The organism is Nocardia sp. SYP-A9097 (assembly GCF_009649815.1).
Taxonomy (GTDB): Bacteria; Actinomycetota; Actinomycetes; order Mycobacteriales; family Mycobacteriaceae; genus Nocardia.
In genome coordinates this window covers 186,872-204,096 of record NZ_WJIC01000004.1, presented here as the reverse complement: position 1 = coordinate 204,096, position 17,225 = coordinate 186,872, and the positions used below count along the sequence as shown (strand labels likewise).

Sequence of the window (17,225 nt, the reverse complement as noted above, 5' to 3'; positions counted from 1 at the left end):
GCGAAAGGGTCACCGTGCGGAAAATCGCCGAGTCGGCGGTGAAACATCGACGGCGGATCATCGCCGTCTGGTTGCTGGTATTGATCGCCGGCGGCGCGCTGGCGACCTTCACCACCGGCCGTTTGACCGTCGACTTCTCCCTGCCGGGGCAGCCCGGCGACACCGCCTCACACGCGGTGATCTCGACCTTCGGCACGGCGGGACAGAACAGTTCACCGCTCATTGTCGCCGTCACCCTGCCACCCGGGCAGCGCGTGGAAGACCATGCGGCACAACTGAAACCGGCGTTCGAGGTGCTGGCCACGGTGCGCATGTACGACCAGCCGGTGCAGGTGTTCGACGCCTACAACACCGTCGACGGCACGGACCGGACGACCTTCGCCACCGCCGACGGACGCACCGCCATGGCGTACGTGTTCTATCCGATCACCCGCACCCCCACACCGACCTCGCCCGCCGATATGGTGGGCGCGGCGATTACACCGCTGCTGCCGGTCGGCGCGACCCTCGGTATGACCGGCACCGATGCGCTCGCCGCCAGTCAGGGCAGCGGTATCGGACTGGGGGTGATCCTGGAGTTGCTCATCGCGGGCGGCGGCGCACTTCTGGTGCTGGCCTTCGTCTTCGGATCGCGACTGGCGGTGCTGCCGTTGATCGTGGCCTCGGTCAGTATCCCCGGGGCGCTGTTGCTGCTGCTGCCGTTGACGTACATCAGCGACTACTCGTTCATCGTCCAATACCTCATCTCACTGGTCGGGCTCGGGCTCGGCATCGACTATTCGCTACTGGTGGTCACCCGCTGGCGGGAGGAGCGCGGGCGCGGACTCGACAATGACGCCGCGATCGTCACCGCATTGCGGACCGCCGGAACCGCGGTGGTGCACAGCGGTGTCACGGTGGCGATCGGACTGCTGTCGCTGGTGGTGCTGCCGGTGCCGTTCATGCGCAGTATCGGTATTGCGGGGGCGCTCATTCCGCTGGTGACCGTGCTCGCCACGCTCACACTCACACCCGCGATTCTGAGCGTGGCCGGACCGCGACTGGATCCTCGCGGCGGGCGCCGGACGGCAGAGGGGACCGCCTGGACCCGTTGGACCGCCTTCGTGGTGCGCCGCCGGTGGATTGCCGCGGGGGTCGCGCTGGCCGTGCTCGGGCTGTTGACAGTGCCGTTCACGACCGCGAATATCGGCTTCTCCGCGGCGGATTCGCTCGCACAGCGCGGGCCCGCCTACGACACGTACACCGCGTTGAAGGACCAGGGGGTACCGGCCGGCACGCTGTCCCCGATCGAGATCCTCACTCGCAGTGACAAAGCCCGTGCGGTGGCCGCCGAACTGTCGGGGATCGACGGCGTCAAGCATGTGGTGGTCGCGGCGGATACCGACAGCCATCTGCATCGGCCGCTCTCGGGTGACGGTCCGACCGTGACCATGGTGCTGGCGATTCCGCAGGACCAGACCGTCAATCAGCGGACCGTGGCCGTGGTCGACCGGGTGCGCGACAAGACCGAACATTTGGACGGCGTCATCGGCGTCACCGGCGTCGGTACCGCGCAGACCGACTTCCAGCACGCGGTGTACGACAACTTCCCACTGGTCCTGCTGGTGCTGTCGCTACTGACCTATCTGCTGCTGGTGCGGGCCTTCCGCTCGCTGCTGCTACCGCTCAAAGCCGTTGTGATGAACCTGCTTTCACTGGCGGCGGCGATCGGGGCGATGGTGTTCTTCTGGCAGGACGGGGTCGGCTCCGAACTCATCTACGGGATTTCCGCCACCCATGCGGTCGCGGTGTGGATTCCGCCGCTGGTCTTCGCCTTCCTGTTCGGGCTGTCGATGGATTACGAGGTATTCATCCTGGCTCGCGTCCAGGAGGAGTACCGGGTCTCGGGGTCCACCGATCAAGCCGTCATCGCGGGCATGAGCCGGGTCGGACGACTGGTCACCAGTGCCGCGCTGATTCTGTTCCTGTCGTTCGCGGCTCTGTCCACCGGTCCGGGCACCGACCAGAAGGTGCTGGCGGTCGGCCTCGGATTGGGAATCCTGTTGGACGCCACCGTAATCCGGTCACTGCTGCTTCCGGCGACCATATCGCTCATGGGCCGCTGGAACTGGTATCTACCGAAATCCATTGAGCGCCTGCTGATGCTGCCACCACTCCCGGCGGCGGAGGTGCGCCAGGACGACGAACTCAATCCAGTTCCCGAAGCTTCGCTGTGAGGAAGTCGCGCTCAATGGCGTTGCCGGTGAGCAGGATTGCCTCCTGGTACGCCGTTCGGGCCTGGTCGGTGCGACCGAGTTCGGCGAGGAAGTGGGCGCGCGAGGCCGCGAGATAGCTGTAACCCGCCAATTGGGGCTCGCCGGCCAGTTCGTCGAGCGCGGCCAAACCGGTGGCGGCACCGTCTGCGAAGCCAAGCGCTACCGCACGATTGAGTGCCACCACCGGGGAGGGCCACAGCTGGATCAGGACCGTGTACAGGCCGACGATCTCGCGCCAGTCGGTGCGGTCATAGCTCGGTGCCTCGCTGTGCACCGCGGCTATGGCGGCCTCCAGGGCGTACCGGCCCGGACCCTTGCGCAATGCGGCCTGGACCAGGGCTATGCTGTCACCGATTTGCGTACTGTTCCAACGGCTTCGGTCTTGTTCGGAGATTCGGACCAGCTGCCCGTTCTCGTCGGTACGGGCTTCGCGGCGGGCATCGGTCAGCAGGATCAAGGCCAGCAAACCGGTCACATCGGGGTGATCGGGAAAGAGTCCGTGCAGCATTCGGGCGAGATCGAGGGCGCGTTCGGTGAGATCGCGGCGGGCCAGTTCGGTGCTGTAGGGGGCGGTGTGTCCGGTGGTGAACAGCAGGTGCACGACATTGAGCACCGCCTCGATCCGTTCCGGTAGCTCGGCGGGGCCGGGCACGCGGTAGGGGATGCGGGCGGCGGCAATCTTCTTCTTGGCCCTGGTGATTCGGGCCGCCATGGTCGATTCGGAGACCAGGAACGCGTGTGCGACCTCGGTGGTGCTCAGGCCGCACAGCAATCGAAGGGTCAGGGCTACCTGCGCCTCGATCGCGAGAGCCGGGTGGCAGCAGGTGCAGATGAGCCGCAGCAGATCGTCGCGGATCACTCCATCGACCCGCTCGACGGCGATATCGGCGATGTCGTCATCGATATCGTCCGAAACCAACAGTGGCAGTGCCCTTTTCAGTACCGACTGGGACCGCAGCAGATTCAGCGCACGGTTCCGGGCGACCGTGGTCAGCCACGCACCCGGCTTGGCGGGAACACCATTCGCGGCCCAGTCGGTCAGGGCATTGGCATACGCGTCCTGCACACACTCCTCGGCTTGATCGAGATCGCGGGTGACGCGCACCGTCGCGGCGAGCACCAGGGCCCACTCGCGGCGATGCGCGTCGGCTATGGCCTGTTCAGGAGAGAACACGCACCGGCCGAATCTCGATGCCGCCGTGTTCCATCGGAATCTGTTGTGCGACAGCCATTGCCGCGTCCAGATCGGCGGCCTCGATCATATAGAAGCCGACCAGCTGCTCCTTGGTCTCGATGAACGGGCCATCGCTGACGAAGAACCCGCCGCCGTTGTTCGGCCGGATACCGGTCGCGGTATGACTGGGTTCGAGTGCGACCCCGTCCACCAGCGCGGCCTTATTGGCCGCGATGAACCGCTCGTGGTCGGAGGCCAAACTCTCACCCGCATAGGTATCACCGAGTGCTTGTTCGTCCTGATAGATGAGTGCCAGATACTGCGCCATAGCCTCGTCCTTCCTACCCGGCATTGGCCGGGCTGTTGTGGTAGGCCGCGAGCAGCCATTTCTCGTCCCGCTTCTCCAGCACCCAGGTCGCGTTGTAAACCCGGTCGGCGGGCACCTCGGTCTCACCGGCGAACAGGACGCCGGTCCGGCTCACCACGACGGCGGCGTCCCGGCCCAGGAATCGGATGCTCCCGATCTCATCATCGGTCGTCGACCCTTTCAGGTACGACGCGAACCCCTCGGCCATATTCGCCCGGACCTCCTCCTTGGATCGCCGATAGGTACCCGGCTGGATCGCGGTCGCGTCCTCGATGTAATCGGCGACGAAAGCATCGGCGTCACTGGCCTCCCACGCCTGATAGATCCCCGTCAGGACTGCCCGGATAGCGGCTTCGTCCTTCGATCGGGTGTCACTCATGGCCCGTACTCCTTCGCATTGTCCGGCCCGCCGATCGGGCCATTCAACAACACGACACTCGGCGAGCGCCGAAATCGACAGTGCCGCGAAAATCGCCTCGCCAACCCGCGAATCCGGGTGGGTAGCCGCCTTGATCAGCGGTCCCCGAAGAAGATCTCTACAGATCGGTCATGGGCAAGTGCCAGCGGGGTCGCTCAGGCCAATCGCCGTCGCCGCCAGAGAGGTCGCCACGAAAAGAGGACCACCGAACGCGAACGTCGATCGCTGGAAATGTTCACCTGCTGCCCGGCACGAACCCACTCGAGAATGCCGGCGAGCAGTAGTAGCGGGGTCAGGATTTGAACCTGCGACCTCTGGGTTATGAGCCGACGGGCAGCGGACGGGAGCGACAACTTCGTCGGCATCGCCTATCGACTCAAACGAGGCTGCGCACGTCCCACAGCAATACGCCGTCCGCCTGCTGGGCGGGAAAGCCCAGTAGTTGATCCATGGTGCGGCGCAAGGCATCACTGTTGCGGGTGGGGGGTAGCACCACTACATCGGCGTGCCAGTAGCGCAGGTCCGCGATGGCCTGATCGCGGGTGGCCTGGTCGATGGCCGGGACCGTGTTGAACATCCGAACCAGTGTGAGTTGGTTCGCGGTGGGCCGGGCTTCGGCACCGTAGTGGGCGGCCTTGTCCGCGCCGGCCGGACCGACGAAGTAGCCGCCCACGAGCGGGAAGGTGAAGTCGGCGTCGAGCTGCCAGCGCAGGGCGATGGCGTCCACCGGGGTGGAGGGCGGCACGATCACCACGGAACCGTCCGAGACGTACTGCCGCACAGTGCCATCGGCGAAGAACGCGGGTGTCGGGGTGCGTTCCACCACCGGCAGGATGGTCGGTGCGATGGGTAGCAGTGCGAAGGCCAGTGCACCGAACCAGGCCACGGGCTGCCACTTGGTTGTGGAGGTACGCCAGTGGTCTATCGCCCGCTGGGTGCCCAGGGCCATGATTACCGCGAGGGCCGGAATGGCCGCCATGGCGAACCGTGATTCGATGATCCCGTTCAGTGGCGGGATGCTTCCGAATATCAGCCACGGCATGGGCACCATGGTGAATGTGCCGCCGACGAACAGCACGATGCCCATCGACAGCGTCATGAACACCATGATGGTGGTGAAGGCGGCCCGCACTATGCGCTCACGCCATAGGAAGAACGTGGTCACGGCGAGGAGCAGCAGTAGCGGCCAACCGAAGTAGGAGTTGTGCTCGGTTGGATTGATACTCACGTCCGGGCCGAACGAGAACATGCTGCCGGCTGATTGCGACGAGAACTGGAACGGCGCCAGCAAGTCATTGCCCACGCGGCCGCGACCGACGAATCGATACGACTGCGGTCCGAAGAACTGCCACCACAGCGGAATCGTGATGAGCGCCAGCGTAATCAGCGCCGCGAGCAATACGGGCCGCGCGATCGCACGCAGCGTGAGCAGGATGGCGCGCCGGGTGCGCAGGTAGGTCAGGGCGAAGACCGCGAAGGCCAGTGCGAAGATCAGCAGCGGCTCTTCACCCAGCGTGATCTGCATGGCGACCAGCAGACCCAGCACGATGGAGTCGCGCGGCGCTGTGCCCGCCTCCGGAGCGTCGATCGCGTGCCGTGCCATCTTGATGACCCGCATTGCGATGAACGGAAGCAGCACCAGCATAACGAAATTCGGGTGGCCATTGGTGTGGGAGATCATGGCGGGTGCGAACCCGCAGAACAAACCACCAAGGGCCGCAGCGAATTTGGAGGTCACCAGCTCGCGCGAGAACACCCGGTACCAGGCGAACGCGGTGCCGGACAAGCCCAGGGTGAGCGCCAGAACGAAGGTGACGGACGGCCCGAACAGCAGGGTGACGGGCGTAAACGGTACGCCGAACCCGTACATGAGGGTATTGGACGTCAGGTTCACGCCGTCGGGGTAGTTCTGCAGCGTGGTGCTGAACAGACCCTCGAAGTGGGTGATCTTGTGCGCGGTGAGGGCGAAGAACCACTCGTACAGAGTTTGATCCTGATCGCTCTTGATCAGGTACCCGCTGCGGGGGTGCAGCCACAGCCTGGAGAGTACGAAAACCGCCAGTGACAGATAGCCGGCGGCAACGATGAGATCGGTGCGCGCCGAGCGGATTCGCTCCGCTGGCGATCGGGGCCGACTCCGCTGGGAATGAACTTCGTCCAGTGTGTCCCGGTCTGGAACCCCTACCTCCGATCGGGCCTTTTCGGTCCGCTCGGTTACCCACCCCAGTGCCACGCAAACTCCCCTAATCGTCACAATCACGAGCAGCCGTTCACGGTACCCGGGCTCGACCGAGATCGCGCTGCCAACTGACTGTTTGGAGAATGCCCTGAAAACCGAGTAGCGGGGACAGGATTTGAACCTGCGACCTCTGGGTTATCAGCCAACGGGCAACAGTCTTGAGCGTGTCATCACTTGACTCCTTCGTACCCGGCTTCGACCAACCATTCACGCGATGTGGCCCATGCACGGTCCGGATGCTGCGGCTGATGATCATCGGCGGAGATCGACCGCGGCACCCGAGAGCCGCCTATGCTCGCACTATGACGCGTGACGCTCGGGATTCGGGTGTTTCGCTGGCAGCGTTGCTCGCCGCGTTCTCGTTCGCGATGGATCTCGGCCTCGGCCAGCCGATGGCCCACGTATTGCGATCATGGCGACTCGCCTCACGACTCGGCGAGCGAGTCGGGCTGAGCGATGACGAACGCTCCGACCTCTACTACACGGCCGTGCTGGCATGGGCCGGTTGCGTGGCCGACGCACCCGAGGTGGCCGCGTGGTTCGGCGACGACATCGCCTTCCGCGCCGACAGTTACCGGACAGACCTGCGCGGAGTCGGCGGGGCGGTGTTCTTCCTCGCGCACGCCGGATCCTCGGGGCCTTTCGCTCAGCGCGTGCGCAAGACGGTGACGATCGCGGCGAAGGGCGGTCGCGATATCGAGCGCGGGCTGATGGCGCACTGCCTCACCACCTCGACGATGGCCGACCGGCTCGGGCTGGACCCGGTGGTGGGCGACTCGCTGCGGCAGTTCTTCGCGCGATGGGACGGCAAGGGGGTGCCGGGCGGGCTCGGTGGGGAGCGAATCGGGTTGGGGATGCGGCTGTTTCATCTCGCCGACGTTGTGGAGGTGCTACATCGCACCGCCGGGATCGATGCCGCGATCGATGTCGCACGTTCACGGCGGGGGACGCAGTTCGACCCGGCCATGGTGGACGCCTTCTGCGCCTCGGCCCACGACCTGCTGGCGGACGGAGACACCGATCCCGACTATGGAGAACTCATAGCCGCCGATCCCGCGCTGCGGCGCAATCTCACCGGCCCGGAACTGGATACGGCGCTGGAGGTCATCGCCGATTTCACCGATCTGCGCTCGCCCTATCGGGCCGGGCACTCGCGCGGGGTGGCCGATCTCGCCGCTCGCGCCGCGACGGTCGCGGGACTGGCCGAACCCGACGTCGTCCTACTGCGCCGTGCGGCTCTTCTCCATGAGATCGGGATGCACGGCGTTCCAGCGACCATTCTGGACAAGCCGGGAGGGCTGGGCGTGACCGAGCTCGAGCGGCTCCGGATGAATTCCTACTACACCGAGCGGGTCCTCGCGCGCCCTCCTGCGCTCGCACGCATCGGCGCTGTCGCGGCGCTGACCTTCGAACGCCTCGACGGCTCGGGCACACATCGTGGTTTGACCGGTCCGTCGATCCCGATGACGGCACGGCTGCTGGCGGCGGCCGATACCTATCGGGCCATGTCCGAGCCACGACCGTATCGGGATGCCTTGCCGCCCAAGCGCATTCTCGCCGAGATGCGGGGTGAGGTGCGTGGCGGACGCCTGGATGCGGGGGCGGTCGACGCGGTCCTCGACGCGGCCGGGCAACCACGGCATCGGCGTCGCTCCGGTCCGGACGGTCTGACGCCGCGTGAGCTCGAGGTGTTGGTACTGATCGCGCGCGGAGCCTCAACTCGCCATGTCGCGCACTCCCTGGGCATCACCCCGAAAACCGCCGGTACCCATATCGAACGCATCTACGCCAAAACCGGATCCTCGACACGATCGACCGCCACCCTCTACGCGGTGCAGCACGGACTCCTCGACACCCTGGCCGTCGATTCGTAGGGAGAACACCTGACGACAAGTGGATTCCGCGCGCCTAGCGTGCATTTCACGATCCATTTCGTCGCCCCGCGACAGTGTTCGAAACGAGGTTCCGCGATGTCCAAAGCCGTGATCAGCCTGACCACCGGTCTGGAGGACCCGGAGAAGGTCACTGTCGCATTCCTGGTGGCCGTCGGTGCCGCCGAGACCGGACGCGAGACTCTGATGTTCCTGACGAAGGAAGCCGTCCGGCTCGCGCTCGCGGACACCGCGGTCGGCGTCGCCTGCGAGGGCTGCCCTTCGCTCCCGGAACTGTGCAAGCGCTACGAGGCGGCCGGCGGACGCTACTTCGTCTGTCCGATCTGCTTCAACGCCAAGCAACTCGACAGCGGTGCGCTCGTCGGCAATGCCGAACTGCAGGGCACCATCCCGATGTGGCAGTGGATCGGCGATGACCCGGCCACGACCTTCAGCTACTGATTCGCGCACTGCGCCGGAGGTAACGACCATGCTCGACCTGGCATCCCGGTTGACCGACCTGCCCGAACGCTGCGGCCACGCGCCCTGGCCCGGCCACGAATACGTCAAGGGCTGGGGCGTTTTCGGTCTCCCCTTCGACAGCGGCCACGTCCTCGCCCTGCGGGTCTTCCCCGAAAACGACTTCGGCCCATACAAAACCGTCTGGCATCGCGACCCTGACGGTCGCTGGTCGATCTTCGTCGACGGCGACCGGCTCGAGACCGCCTGCCCGCGCTACTACGGCTCCGCCTGTGCCTATACCGGTTTCGCCACGATCGGTGTGGAATGGAGCGGACCGGTCGCGCTGCGGATCACGATCGACGAGCCTGCCCTCGACTGGACGCTGACCGCGTACGAGACGCCGGCGCTGCGCATGCTCAATGCTGCCGGGCGACACATGCCTCTTGCCTCGTGGCGGTCTTCTTCGCTCGTACGTGGCCGGGAAATGATCGCCGCTGCAATGGGTTTGGGCCGTTTGCGGATGACCGGTGTCATGCCCAGCGGCCACACCGGAATCCTCATGCCCCAGCAGATGTTCCTGGTCACGCAGTCGACGGCCATACTCGGCGGTCACGACCTCGGGGAGCCCACACGCCTGAAAGCGAACCCACTCATCGGCGGCGTTGCCCTACCCGCCCGGGGCGTGCTGGCCATCGGTCAAGCGATGTGGCAGACCCTCGGATCAGTCGAAAGCGCCTCGTGCCCTGACACTCCCGCCCCCGATCCTCCCCCGCGATAGTCGGGCGCCTCTCACGAGCACAAATGCCTCGGCTGTCCCGCCACCGGCCTGGACCGGATTCCCGGCGAAGCGATCGACTCCTTCGCTGGTGTCGGCTACTTCCTGGATCTGGCAGAGGTTGACGCCCCAGCGATCACAGTTCCATCCGTTCCACCTCGTCCACTGAATATCATCAGGTAGCAAGGTATTTCGGGACGTTTCAGGCGCTGATCGATACGGGCGATTCGGCGTGATGCCAAAGCCGCTGCCACAAGTCTCGACAAAGACCGAGGGCGGTCCTGAACCTACTGGTCAGGACCGCCCTCGTTGCTGGCCGACGCGACGACCCTCAACCGGCTCATCCGCCGCACCACCGGGCAGGTTCCGGGAGCATTCCGATCAGACTGAACGAGCCCGAATGAGAAGGGTGGATGTTCGAATCCTTCCGGGCACACCGGTTTTCGATGAAGCGTGGCGTCGGTGAGCCCGCTCAGTAGGTTCTGAGCCCTCCACTTTTGGCGTTCAGCATGGTTTCGTGCGCCAGTCGCTCATTGGCGCGGAACACCAGGACCCTGTCCCCGGTATCCCACGTCACGGACTGCATCACCTGCCGGTCTTTCAGGAAGACGTAGTACCCGAAAGATGCCGGATCCGAACCGCTCCGGGGCGGTAGACCCTTCCAGCAGGTGCCCGGTGGGGTATCCGCCATCTTGTTCAGCCAGTTGTCGTCCATTGCCGAGGAGACGTCGATCACCGTGTCCCAGTCATCGGACCAACCGGCTGCACGAGTTACCTCACCAAAACTGATGGGCTGCTCCCTGTGCCCAGCGGTTTCGAACTCCGCGGACAGCGCCTTGCTCGAGCCGAGCGGCTCCGGCTTGCTGTCGAGGTGGATTTCGGATTGACATATTTTCGCGGCAGGCTTGTCATGTTTGGCGGCGCATCCGGCCAGCAGTGGAGCAATCAGGATGCCGACAACGATCGTGGCTGGTTTCACTTGCCTCGCACTCACTTTCCCTTACCCGGAAGTGGGATAGCCTCCCCTGGATCGGTGAGGGCCTCAGTAAGTTGCGAGTCCTCCGCCCTTGGCGTTCAGCATGGTTTCGTGAGTCAGCCGATCGCGGGGACGGAGCAGCACGGGCATATTCCCGGTGTACCACCTCACGGACTGCACCACCTGCTGGTCTTTGAGGAAGACGTAGTACCCGAAAGGTGCCGGATTATCGGAATTGATACGGGCCGGTAGCCCCTTCCAGCAGGTGCCCGCTGGGGTTTGTGCGGTCTGGTTCATCCAGTCGTCGTTGTAGGCTTCGGCGGCCTCGATCATCGTGTCCCAGTCATCGGACCAACCTGCCGCGTGAGTGACTTCGCCGAGGCTGACGGGTTGATGCCCTCGACCGGCGGTTTCGAGCTCCGTCGTCAGCGCCTTGCTCGAGCCGAGCGGCTCCGGCTCCTGGCTGAGGTGGATTTCGGATTGACAGGTTTTCGCGGCGGGCTTTGCCGGTTTGGCGGCGCATCCGGCCAGCAGTGGAACGATCAGGATGCCGACAACGATCGTGGCTGGTTTCACTTGCCTCGCACTCACTTTCCCTTGGCCGGAAGTGGGATATCCACTTGCTCGGGACTCGTCGTATCGGTCCAGGGCACGTTATTGCTGAAGGCGATCTGGGCGGGAGCGTTGTCCCCGTTGGGACTGTGGATGACGACGGTGTCTCCCTTGTCGACCGCGGCGATGACCGCTGTTTTCAGGTCGTCCTTCGATGCGTTCATGTTCGCCAGACCGATCTGGCGGCCCACATCATTGTTCTTGAGGTCCATCGCCTCTCGCTGCGGACCGTTTCCGCCGACGCCCTCATGAGCGGTGGCGTACTGCTTCGCCCAATCTGCACCGAACTCCTGGGTCATACGTGCGTTCCAGTAGGTATGCCGGGCCGCGTCCCCGTGACCGTCGTCCGACGATTTCGGATTCACCGCGGTGTACTTGTTGTTCGCCCCGAACTCTTCCGCCTCATCCTTGATGTCGTTGAACTTCATGTAGTTCATCGGATTGCCGCCGTAGAGCGGGTTGCAGAGCTCATCCATCGCGGCCTTTTCCTCGACCGTCATCTCTACCGGCTGCATGTCGGGCTTATACATTCTGATCAGGTTCAGCAGGGTCGAGTCGGGCCAAACAATGATCTCGGACTTCGTCGTATCCACCTGATAGCTCAGGAGAATATCCCTGAGCGCGGCGTCCTCCGGAATACCGGCCAGCACCAGCTTGACAGCATCGGGCACGTGCTCGAGTTGCGTGGCCAGGTCGCGCGCGCCGATCTTGTCGGTGGCCTGCACATCCCAGTACGCCTGCTTGAGATTCGCACCCAAGCGGAGGCATTCGGCGGACTTCCAGGCGGCGGAAAGCGGGTTGCCCGAATGCTTTTCGATGGTCTCCCAGTTCGAGTCGTATGACTTCACGTCACCGTTATCGTCGTCGTAGAAGAGGTTCCACTCCGAATCTTTGACGTCGTCGACAGCCGACTGCAAACTCTTGATATCCGATTGCAGTGCGGTAGTCGTGGTGTCGATCTGCTTATGGATGGCATCGAGGACGTCACCGGTGGTGACCGCCTCGTTCTTCAACTTGGCCGACATGGTGCGGGCGGCACTACCTGCGGCGTCGCCGAAGTAGGAGTCCGAACCCTGAATCGCCTTGTCCGCGTTGATGGATTCGGCCTCGAGGGTGATACCGGCGTTCATCGCGTCCGCGCCGGCGAAGCGTGCCGAATCGAGCTTCCACCCGAGCACCGTGGAGATGGTGATCTTGTCACCGCTCACTTGATGCCCTTGAATCCAGTCGCATTCGCCTCATCCATCCCATCGGCTGTGCCAGCCGCGTTATCGGTGAGATTCGCGAACTGGTCAAGCCTGCCTTGATTGAGCGTCACCACCCGATCCATCGCCTTGAGTACCAGCCCAACGTTTTTCGCGAAGGCGGAGAACGGCATCGCGCCGAGAGCGGCGTCACGGTTGTGCTCGCCGATCGGGCTCAGTTTGCCGATCGCACCGGCATGGGTACGTGTATCGGTCGCGAGCGCGCGCAACTTATCGGGATCGAAGGCAACCATGTCTACAGTCCCCCCAACAGCTTTCGCTTCATGCATCCCCCAGGATTGGCCATAGTGCCGCTAGATAGTAGCGGTCGGTATGTACTGCGAACAATCGGACGCTCGGTGTCGGTACAGTGTCGAGCAGTCGGGGGGAGACATCCCGGCATGGACGATCCGGATGAATGGGTGGGGAGCACGTGGACCAGCGTCGCGCGCGGGCCGAGAAGATCGATGAGGCCATCGGGGTGGTACGAGCCCAGGCTCGCGCCGCGGACCGAAGCATGGCGATCGAGGTGGATGCCTACGGGCAGATCACCCAGATCAAGCTGGCGCCGCACGCCGCCGCCGAGGGGACCCAGCAGCTCGAGCGGACCATCATCGAGCAGTACCGGGCGGCGCGCGCCGATGCGGAAACGCAGGCACACAAGGTGTACGAACAGTTCCTTCGAAACGAGAAGAAGGACGCTGCACCGGCAACGCCGCAACCCGAATGGGCCGATCCAGACGATGCGCAGCCGGTCAGGCTCTGGGCCAACACGCGGTAATGAACCGAGCCTCGGAACCCGCGGCCATGACGGTCGGCATCTACGACGCCGTCGGGATCGGCCACCAGAACCAACGGCCGAGCAGCGCGGCGAGGGTAGGGATGACTCGCCATACCAGCAGGTCCAACGTCATGTAACGGTCGGTATCAGCCTGCTGCTCGACACCCTCGTGGTCCGTCGGTCATGCAATATCCACGTCATGCTCCACCGTGCCCCCACCGACGCGGTCGCCTGGAAATATATGGTGGACAACCCCGCTGAGAAGGCCGAGCCCCCGCGCTTGCCGAGATATGTGGAATCCGCTGGCCCTCACTCGATCTCGACACCGGAGCGCTGTCAGTCGACCAAGGCCGCGTTGTCGCGGCAGGCCACGCCCAGGATTCTCAGGTCAAGTCCGACGACTCCGCCCGCATGATCGCCCTCGACACCGCCACCGTGACCGCCCTCGAGCAATGGAAGGCGGTCCAGGACGCCGAACGCCCCTTGCTACAAGAAGACCGGGCTGGTCTTCACGTGGGAGGACGGCAGCGCCGTACACCCGGACACGGTCCGAGAATGCTTCAAACGCCTGGCCGTCCGCGCCGCCAGCTACATGCTGGGACGCCGCAACACCCCCGCGACGGCACCGCCACCCATGACACTGAGTTTGGCTAACGGTGCCAAACGTGATGCCAAACCAACGCGAAAAAGGCCCGGAACCTTTAGGTTCCGGGCCGTTCTGCCTAGTAGCGGGGACAGGATTTGAACCTGCGACCTCTGGGTTATGAGCCCAGCGAGCTACCGAGCTGCTCCACCCCGCGTCGGTGTGAAATGAACAGTACACGGGCGGGTGGGATACACCAAAACGGGTGGTGGGAGGCTGTTGGTGGGTAGCTGGAAACTCGTCAGCTATCGGGACCGAACCTGGGGGGATCACCTCGAAGACACAGGAGAGACCGATGAGCCGCAGGACACTTGCCGCCGCACTCGCGATCAGTGCCGGGGCAGTACTCTTCACCGTTCCGAGTACCGCTTCCGCGAACGGCTACATCAACTGTGACGTGGATCAGCACTCGCTCACGTTGCGTGGGGAGGAGCCGGAGGTGTTCGATGCCATCAATAGGCTGCGGGCCGACAACGGGGTCGGGGCCGTGACGCATACCGAGGTGTTGTCGCGGCCGTCGGCGTGGACGAGCAATGACAGCGCGGAGCGCGGGTATGTGCCCAGCGATCATCTGGACTCGCTCGGCCGGAATATCGGGCTGCGGTTCCGCGAGTGCGGGGTTCCGGCGATCGCACAGATCGCCGAAATCAATTACGGGGGAACCAATATCACGCCCGCGGATGCCATGGAGTTCTGGGCGAACTCGCCTGCGCATCGGGCGATCATGTTGGACGGCAGGCTGACTCGGGTCGGGGTGTCGGTGGTCGATCTCGACAATCACCAGTATTGGACGGTCGCCTTCGCTTCGGTGGCGTGAGGGCGGGGCGGGCCTTCAACGAGGCTGCCGTCTCGTCCTGCGTAATTGGCGCTGCCGCACCCGAACCGAGGCCGTGTGCGGCGGCGTCCGCCGTAGGCTCGTCGATATGCGAATCGCAATCATCGGAGGACACGGACAGATCGCGCTTGGACTCACCGCGCTGCTCACCGAGCGCGGAAACGCTGTCCTGAGCGTCATTCGGAATCCGAACCACGCCGGGGACGTCGAGAAAGTGGGCGGGCAGCCGATCGTTCTCGACCTCGAACGCCAGGGAGCGGATGAACTCGTCACGGCGCTGAGCGGCGTCGACGCGGTGGTATTCGCCGCCGGAGCCGGGCCGGGCAGTGGACCGGAGCGGAAGTACACCGTCGACCGGGATGCCTCGATCCTGCTGGCCGATGCCGCCGAAAAGGCCGGCGTGCGGCGGTTCGTACAGATCTCGACCATGGGCGCGGGCAAACCCGCCGCCGGTGGCGATGAGTCGTGGGTCGCCTATATCGATGCGAAGACGCAGGCGGAGAACGACCTTCGGCAGCGGGACCTGGAGTGGACCATTCTGCGCCCGGGCAGCCTCACCAACGGGCCCGCAACAGGTCGGGTGCGACTCACGGAAAGTGTTCCCGCAGGGAGCATTCCGCGTCTCGACGTAGCAGCCGTCCTCGCCGAACTACTGATCACCGGTGCCGCGACGGGTCGCGTACTGGAGTTGATCAGCGGAGAGACCTCGACCGAGCAAGCGGTCGCGGACCTCTGATGGTCATGCGATCACCAGGAACTCACGTTGCGGGTTCAGCGCTTGGGTTCAAGGGTTCGATGCAACAGGGTTGTCTGGGTTCGACAGTAGTTGGTCGAGTACTTGTGCGGGGGTGCGCCCGGAGCATTCATCGAGGGGGTACTCATGGCTCTCTCGTACGGCGTATTCGTGACATGAGTACCCCTCGATGAAATGCCCTGCCGGTCGGTAGGCGACGGGGGACCTACCAACCGGCGATTTCGGGGAGGGACAGGGTCAGACGTGGGCGGGGCTGGAGGCTCGGTAGACCTCGGCGCCTTCCACGTAGGTGGCCAGTACCTTGGTTTCCAGGATGCGATCGGGGTCGGTGAAGGGGTCCCGGTCGAGGGTGATCAGGTCGGCGTATTTGCCTACCTCGATGGTTCCGGTATCGGATTCCAGGTGGTTCACGCGGGCGGTGCCGAGCGTGTAGGCGGTGAAAGCCGTTGTGACGTCCAGGCATTGGGCGGGGAAGAAGACGTCGTAGGGCTCATCGGGGATGGAGCGATTGACCGCTACGTGCAGGCCCAGCAGGGGGTCCGCGCTGCTGACCGGCCAGTCGCTGCCTGCAGCCAGGGACGCACCGGTGCGGTGCAGGTCGCCGAACGGGTATTGCCATTCGGCGCGCTCGGCACCCAGGAACGGAATGGTCAACTCGTTCATGGCGGGCTCGTAGGCCGCCCACAGGGGTTGCATATTGGCGGTGATGCCGAGGGCGGCGAAGCGCGGGACATCGTCGGGGTGGACCACCTGCAGGTGGGCGATGTGGTGCCGGTTGTCGTTGGCGCCGTTCACTTCTCGTGCCTGGGCGAAGGCATCCAGGGCTTCGCGGGCGGCGCGATCGCCGACGGCGTGGATATGAACCTGGAAGCCTTCGGCGTCGAGTCCGGTGACATGGTCACGCAGCGCGACGGGATCGACGAAGCTGAGGCCGTGATTACCGGTGCCGCAACCGCAGCCGTCCAGATAGGACGAAGTCATTGCGGCGGTGAAGTTTTCGGCGACACCGTCCTGCATGATCTTGACGCTGGTGGTGCGGAAGCGACCCGTGGCCCGGCGGCGAGCGACCAGCTCGGGAATCTGCTCCGCGCCACGCTCACGATCCCACCAGAGTGCGCCGACCACGCGGCCGGTGAGAGTGCCTGCGTCAGCGGCGGATTCATACGCCTGCTGCACCTCGGGACTGACCATGGCGTCCTGCCAGGCCGTGACACCGACCGAATGCAACCGCTCCTGGCCCGCGTGCAGACCGCGCAGCAGGTCGGCGGAGCTGGGTTCGGGCATGCGACCGCTCACCAGATTCGACGCCCCCTCGTGCAGGGTGCCCTGCGGGAAGCCGTCCGGTTCGCGTTCGATGCGGCCGTCCTGCGGGTCTGGGGTGTCGGCGTCGAGACCGCACACCTCGAGCGCCTTGGTATTGACCCAGGCCCCGTGACCATCCTGATTGATCAGGTGAATCGGACGATCGGGGACGATCGCGTCCAGCAGCCCGCGCGCGGGGGTGCCGCCGGGGAACCAGTCCATGGACCAGCCGCCGCCCCCGATCCACTCCTCGTCCGGATTGGCGCCGGCGTAGGCCGCGATCAATTCCAGGGCATGGTCCGCATCGCGCGCCTCATGCAGATCACAGCGAATCATGGTGAGCCCGGCCAATACCGGATGCACATGCGAGTCCTGGAACCCGGGCAGCAGTGCCCGGCCCGCGAGATCGACGACCTCGGTGGACTCACCTATGTGCGGTGCGATGTCGGCGTCCGCGCCGACCGCGATAATTCGGCCGTCGCGCACCGCGACCGCCTGCGCGATACCGTTCGTCATC

At 64.7% G+C, this 17,225-nt stretch carries 16 protein-coding genes and 1 tRNA gene; 7 read left to right on the top strand and 10 right to left on the bottom strand.

Annotation, left to right across the window (positions count from 1 at the left end):
• Positions 1–14 precede the first annotated feature (14 nt).
• Complete coding sequence (locus GFY24_RS11015; RefSeq protein ID WP_153804910.1) at positions 15–2,216, top strand: MMPL family transporter; 2,202 nt, start codon at positions 15–17, stop codon at positions 2,214–2,216.
• Here the strand turns inward: GFY24_RS11015 and GFY24_RS11010 are convergent.
• The 4 genes from GFY24_RS11010 to GFY24_RS10995 form a co-directional block, all read right to left on the bottom strand.
• Complete coding sequence (locus GFY24_RS11010) at positions 2,188–3,429, bottom strand: sigma-70 family RNA polymerase sigma factor (protein WP_309230716.1); 1,242 nt, start codon at positions 3,427–3,429, stop codon at positions 2,188–2,190. The two genes, GFY24_RS11015 and GFY24_RS11010, sit on opposite strands and share 29 nt — an antisense overlap.
• Positions 3,416–3,757 carry a YciI family protein gene (locus GFY24_RS11005; protein ID WP_153804908.1) on the bottom strand — a complete coding sequence of 114 codons (342 nt, stop codon included), beginning with the start codon at positions 3,755–3,757 and terminating at the stop codon, positions 3,416–3,418. Before GFY24_RS11005 ends, GFY24_RS11010 begins: the two co-directional genes overlap by 14 nt.
• Positions 3,758–3,770: 13 nt before the next feature.
• On the bottom strand, positions 3,771–4,175 hold the full coding sequence (locus GFY24_RS11000; protein WP_153804907.1) for an SgcJ/EcaC family oxidoreductase: 405 nt from the start codon (positions 4,173–4,175) through the stop codon (positions 3,771–3,773).
• Positions 4,176–4,590: 415 nt separating this feature from the next.
• Positions 4,591–6,447, bottom strand: a complete 1,857-nt coding sequence (locus tag GFY24_RS10995) for a glycosyl transferase (protein WP_309230715.1) — start codon at positions 6,445–6,447, stop codon at positions 4,591–4,593.
• 308 nt (positions 6,448–6,755) lie between these two features.
• Between GFY24_RS10995 and GFY24_RS10990 the strand changes: the two genes are divergently transcribed.
• The 3 genes from GFY24_RS10990 to GFY24_RS10980 all read left to right on the top strand — a co-directional run bounded on the left by GFY24_RS10990 (position 6,756) and on the right by GFY24_RS10980 (position 9,564).
• Positions 6,756–8,327 (top strand): HD domain-containing phosphohydrolase, encoded by a 1,572-nt coding sequence (locus tag GFY24_RS10990; protein ID WP_153804905.1) that lies wholly within the window; start codon positions 6,756–6,758, stop codon positions 8,325–8,327.
• Between the two features lie 96 nt (positions 8,328–8,423).
• Positions 8,424–8,786, top strand: coding sequence for a peroxiredoxin (locus GFY24_RS10985; protein WP_153804904.1), 363 nt, complete (start codon positions 8,424–8,426; stop codon positions 8,784–8,786).
• Between the two features lie 28 nt (positions 8,787–8,814).
• Complete coding sequence (locus GFY24_RS10980) at positions 8,815–9,564, top strand: hypothetical protein (protein WP_194852820.1); 750 nt, start codon at positions 8,815–8,817, stop codon at positions 9,562–9,564.
• Positions 9,565–10,033: 469 nt separating this feature from the next.
• Here GFY24_RS10980 and GFY24_RS10975 read toward each other — a convergent pair whose 3' ends face one another.
• From GFY24_RS10975 to GFY24_RS10960, 4 genes are all read right to left on the bottom strand, one after another.
• Positions 10,034–10,540 carry a hypothetical protein gene (locus GFY24_RS10975; protein WP_153804903.1) on the bottom strand — a complete coding sequence of 169 codons (507 nt, stop codon included), beginning with the start codon at positions 10,538–10,540 and terminating at the stop codon, positions 10,034–10,036.
• A 63-nt stretch (positions 10,541–10,603) separates the two neighbouring features.
• Entirely contained in the window at positions 10,604–11,113 is a 510-nt protein-coding gene (locus GFY24_RS10970) for a hypothetical protein (protein WP_153804902.1), read from the bottom strand.
• Between the two features lie 11 nt (positions 11,114–11,124).
• Positions 11,125–12,357 (bottom strand): DUF6973 domain-containing protein, encoded by a 1,233-nt coding sequence (locus GFY24_RS10965; RefSeq protein WP_153804901.1) that lies wholly within the window; start codon positions 12,355–12,357, stop codon positions 11,125–11,127.
• Positions 12,354–12,647 carry a hypothetical protein gene (locus GFY24_RS10960; protein WP_153804900.1) on the bottom strand — a complete coding sequence of 98 codons (294 nt, stop codon included), beginning with the start codon at positions 12,645–12,647 and terminating at the stop codon, positions 12,354–12,356. Before GFY24_RS10960 ends, GFY24_RS10965 begins: the two co-directional genes overlap by 4 nt.
• A gap of 179 nt (positions 12,648–12,826) precedes the next feature.
• Here GFY24_RS10960 and GFY24_RS10955 point away from each other — a divergent pair, with 179 nt between their 5' ends.
• Positions 12,827–13,174: a YbaB/EbfC family nucleoid-associated protein gene (locus tag GFY24_RS10955; RefSeq protein ID WP_194852819.1), complete on the top strand. Its 348-nt coding sequence runs from the start codon at positions 12,827–12,829 to the stop codon at positions 13,172–13,174.
• Between the two features lie 726 nt (positions 13,175–13,900).
• Here GFY24_RS10955 and GFY24_RS10950 read toward each other — a convergent pair.
• Positions 13,901–13,974, bottom strand: a tRNA-Met gene (locus tag GFY24_RS10950).
• A 138-nt stretch (positions 13,975–14,112) separates the two neighbouring features.
• On the opposite strand from GFY24_RS10950, the gene GFY24_RS10945 reads away from it, so the two are divergent.
• Both GFY24_RS10945 and GFY24_RS10940 read left to right on the top strand, forming a co-directional pair.
• Positions 14,113–14,634: a CAP domain-containing protein gene (locus tag GFY24_RS10945; protein WP_153804898.1), complete on the top strand. Its 522-nt coding sequence runs from the start codon at positions 14,113–14,115 to the stop codon at positions 14,632–14,634.
• A gap of 106 nt (positions 14,635–14,740) precedes the next feature.
• On the top strand, positions 14,741–15,388 hold the full coding sequence (locus tag GFY24_RS10940; RefSeq protein WP_153804897.1) for an SDR family oxidoreductase: 648 nt from the start codon (positions 14,741–14,743) through the stop codon (positions 15,386–15,388).
• Between the two features lie 255 nt (positions 15,389–15,643).
• Here GFY24_RS10940 and GFY24_RS10935 read toward each other — a convergent pair whose 3' ends face one another.
• Positions 15,644–17,224: an amidohydrolase gene (locus tag GFY24_RS10935; protein ID WP_228566188.1), complete on the bottom strand. Its 1,581-nt coding sequence runs from the start codon at positions 17,222–17,224 to the stop codon at positions 15,644–15,646.
• Position 17,225 lies beyond the last annotated feature (1 nt).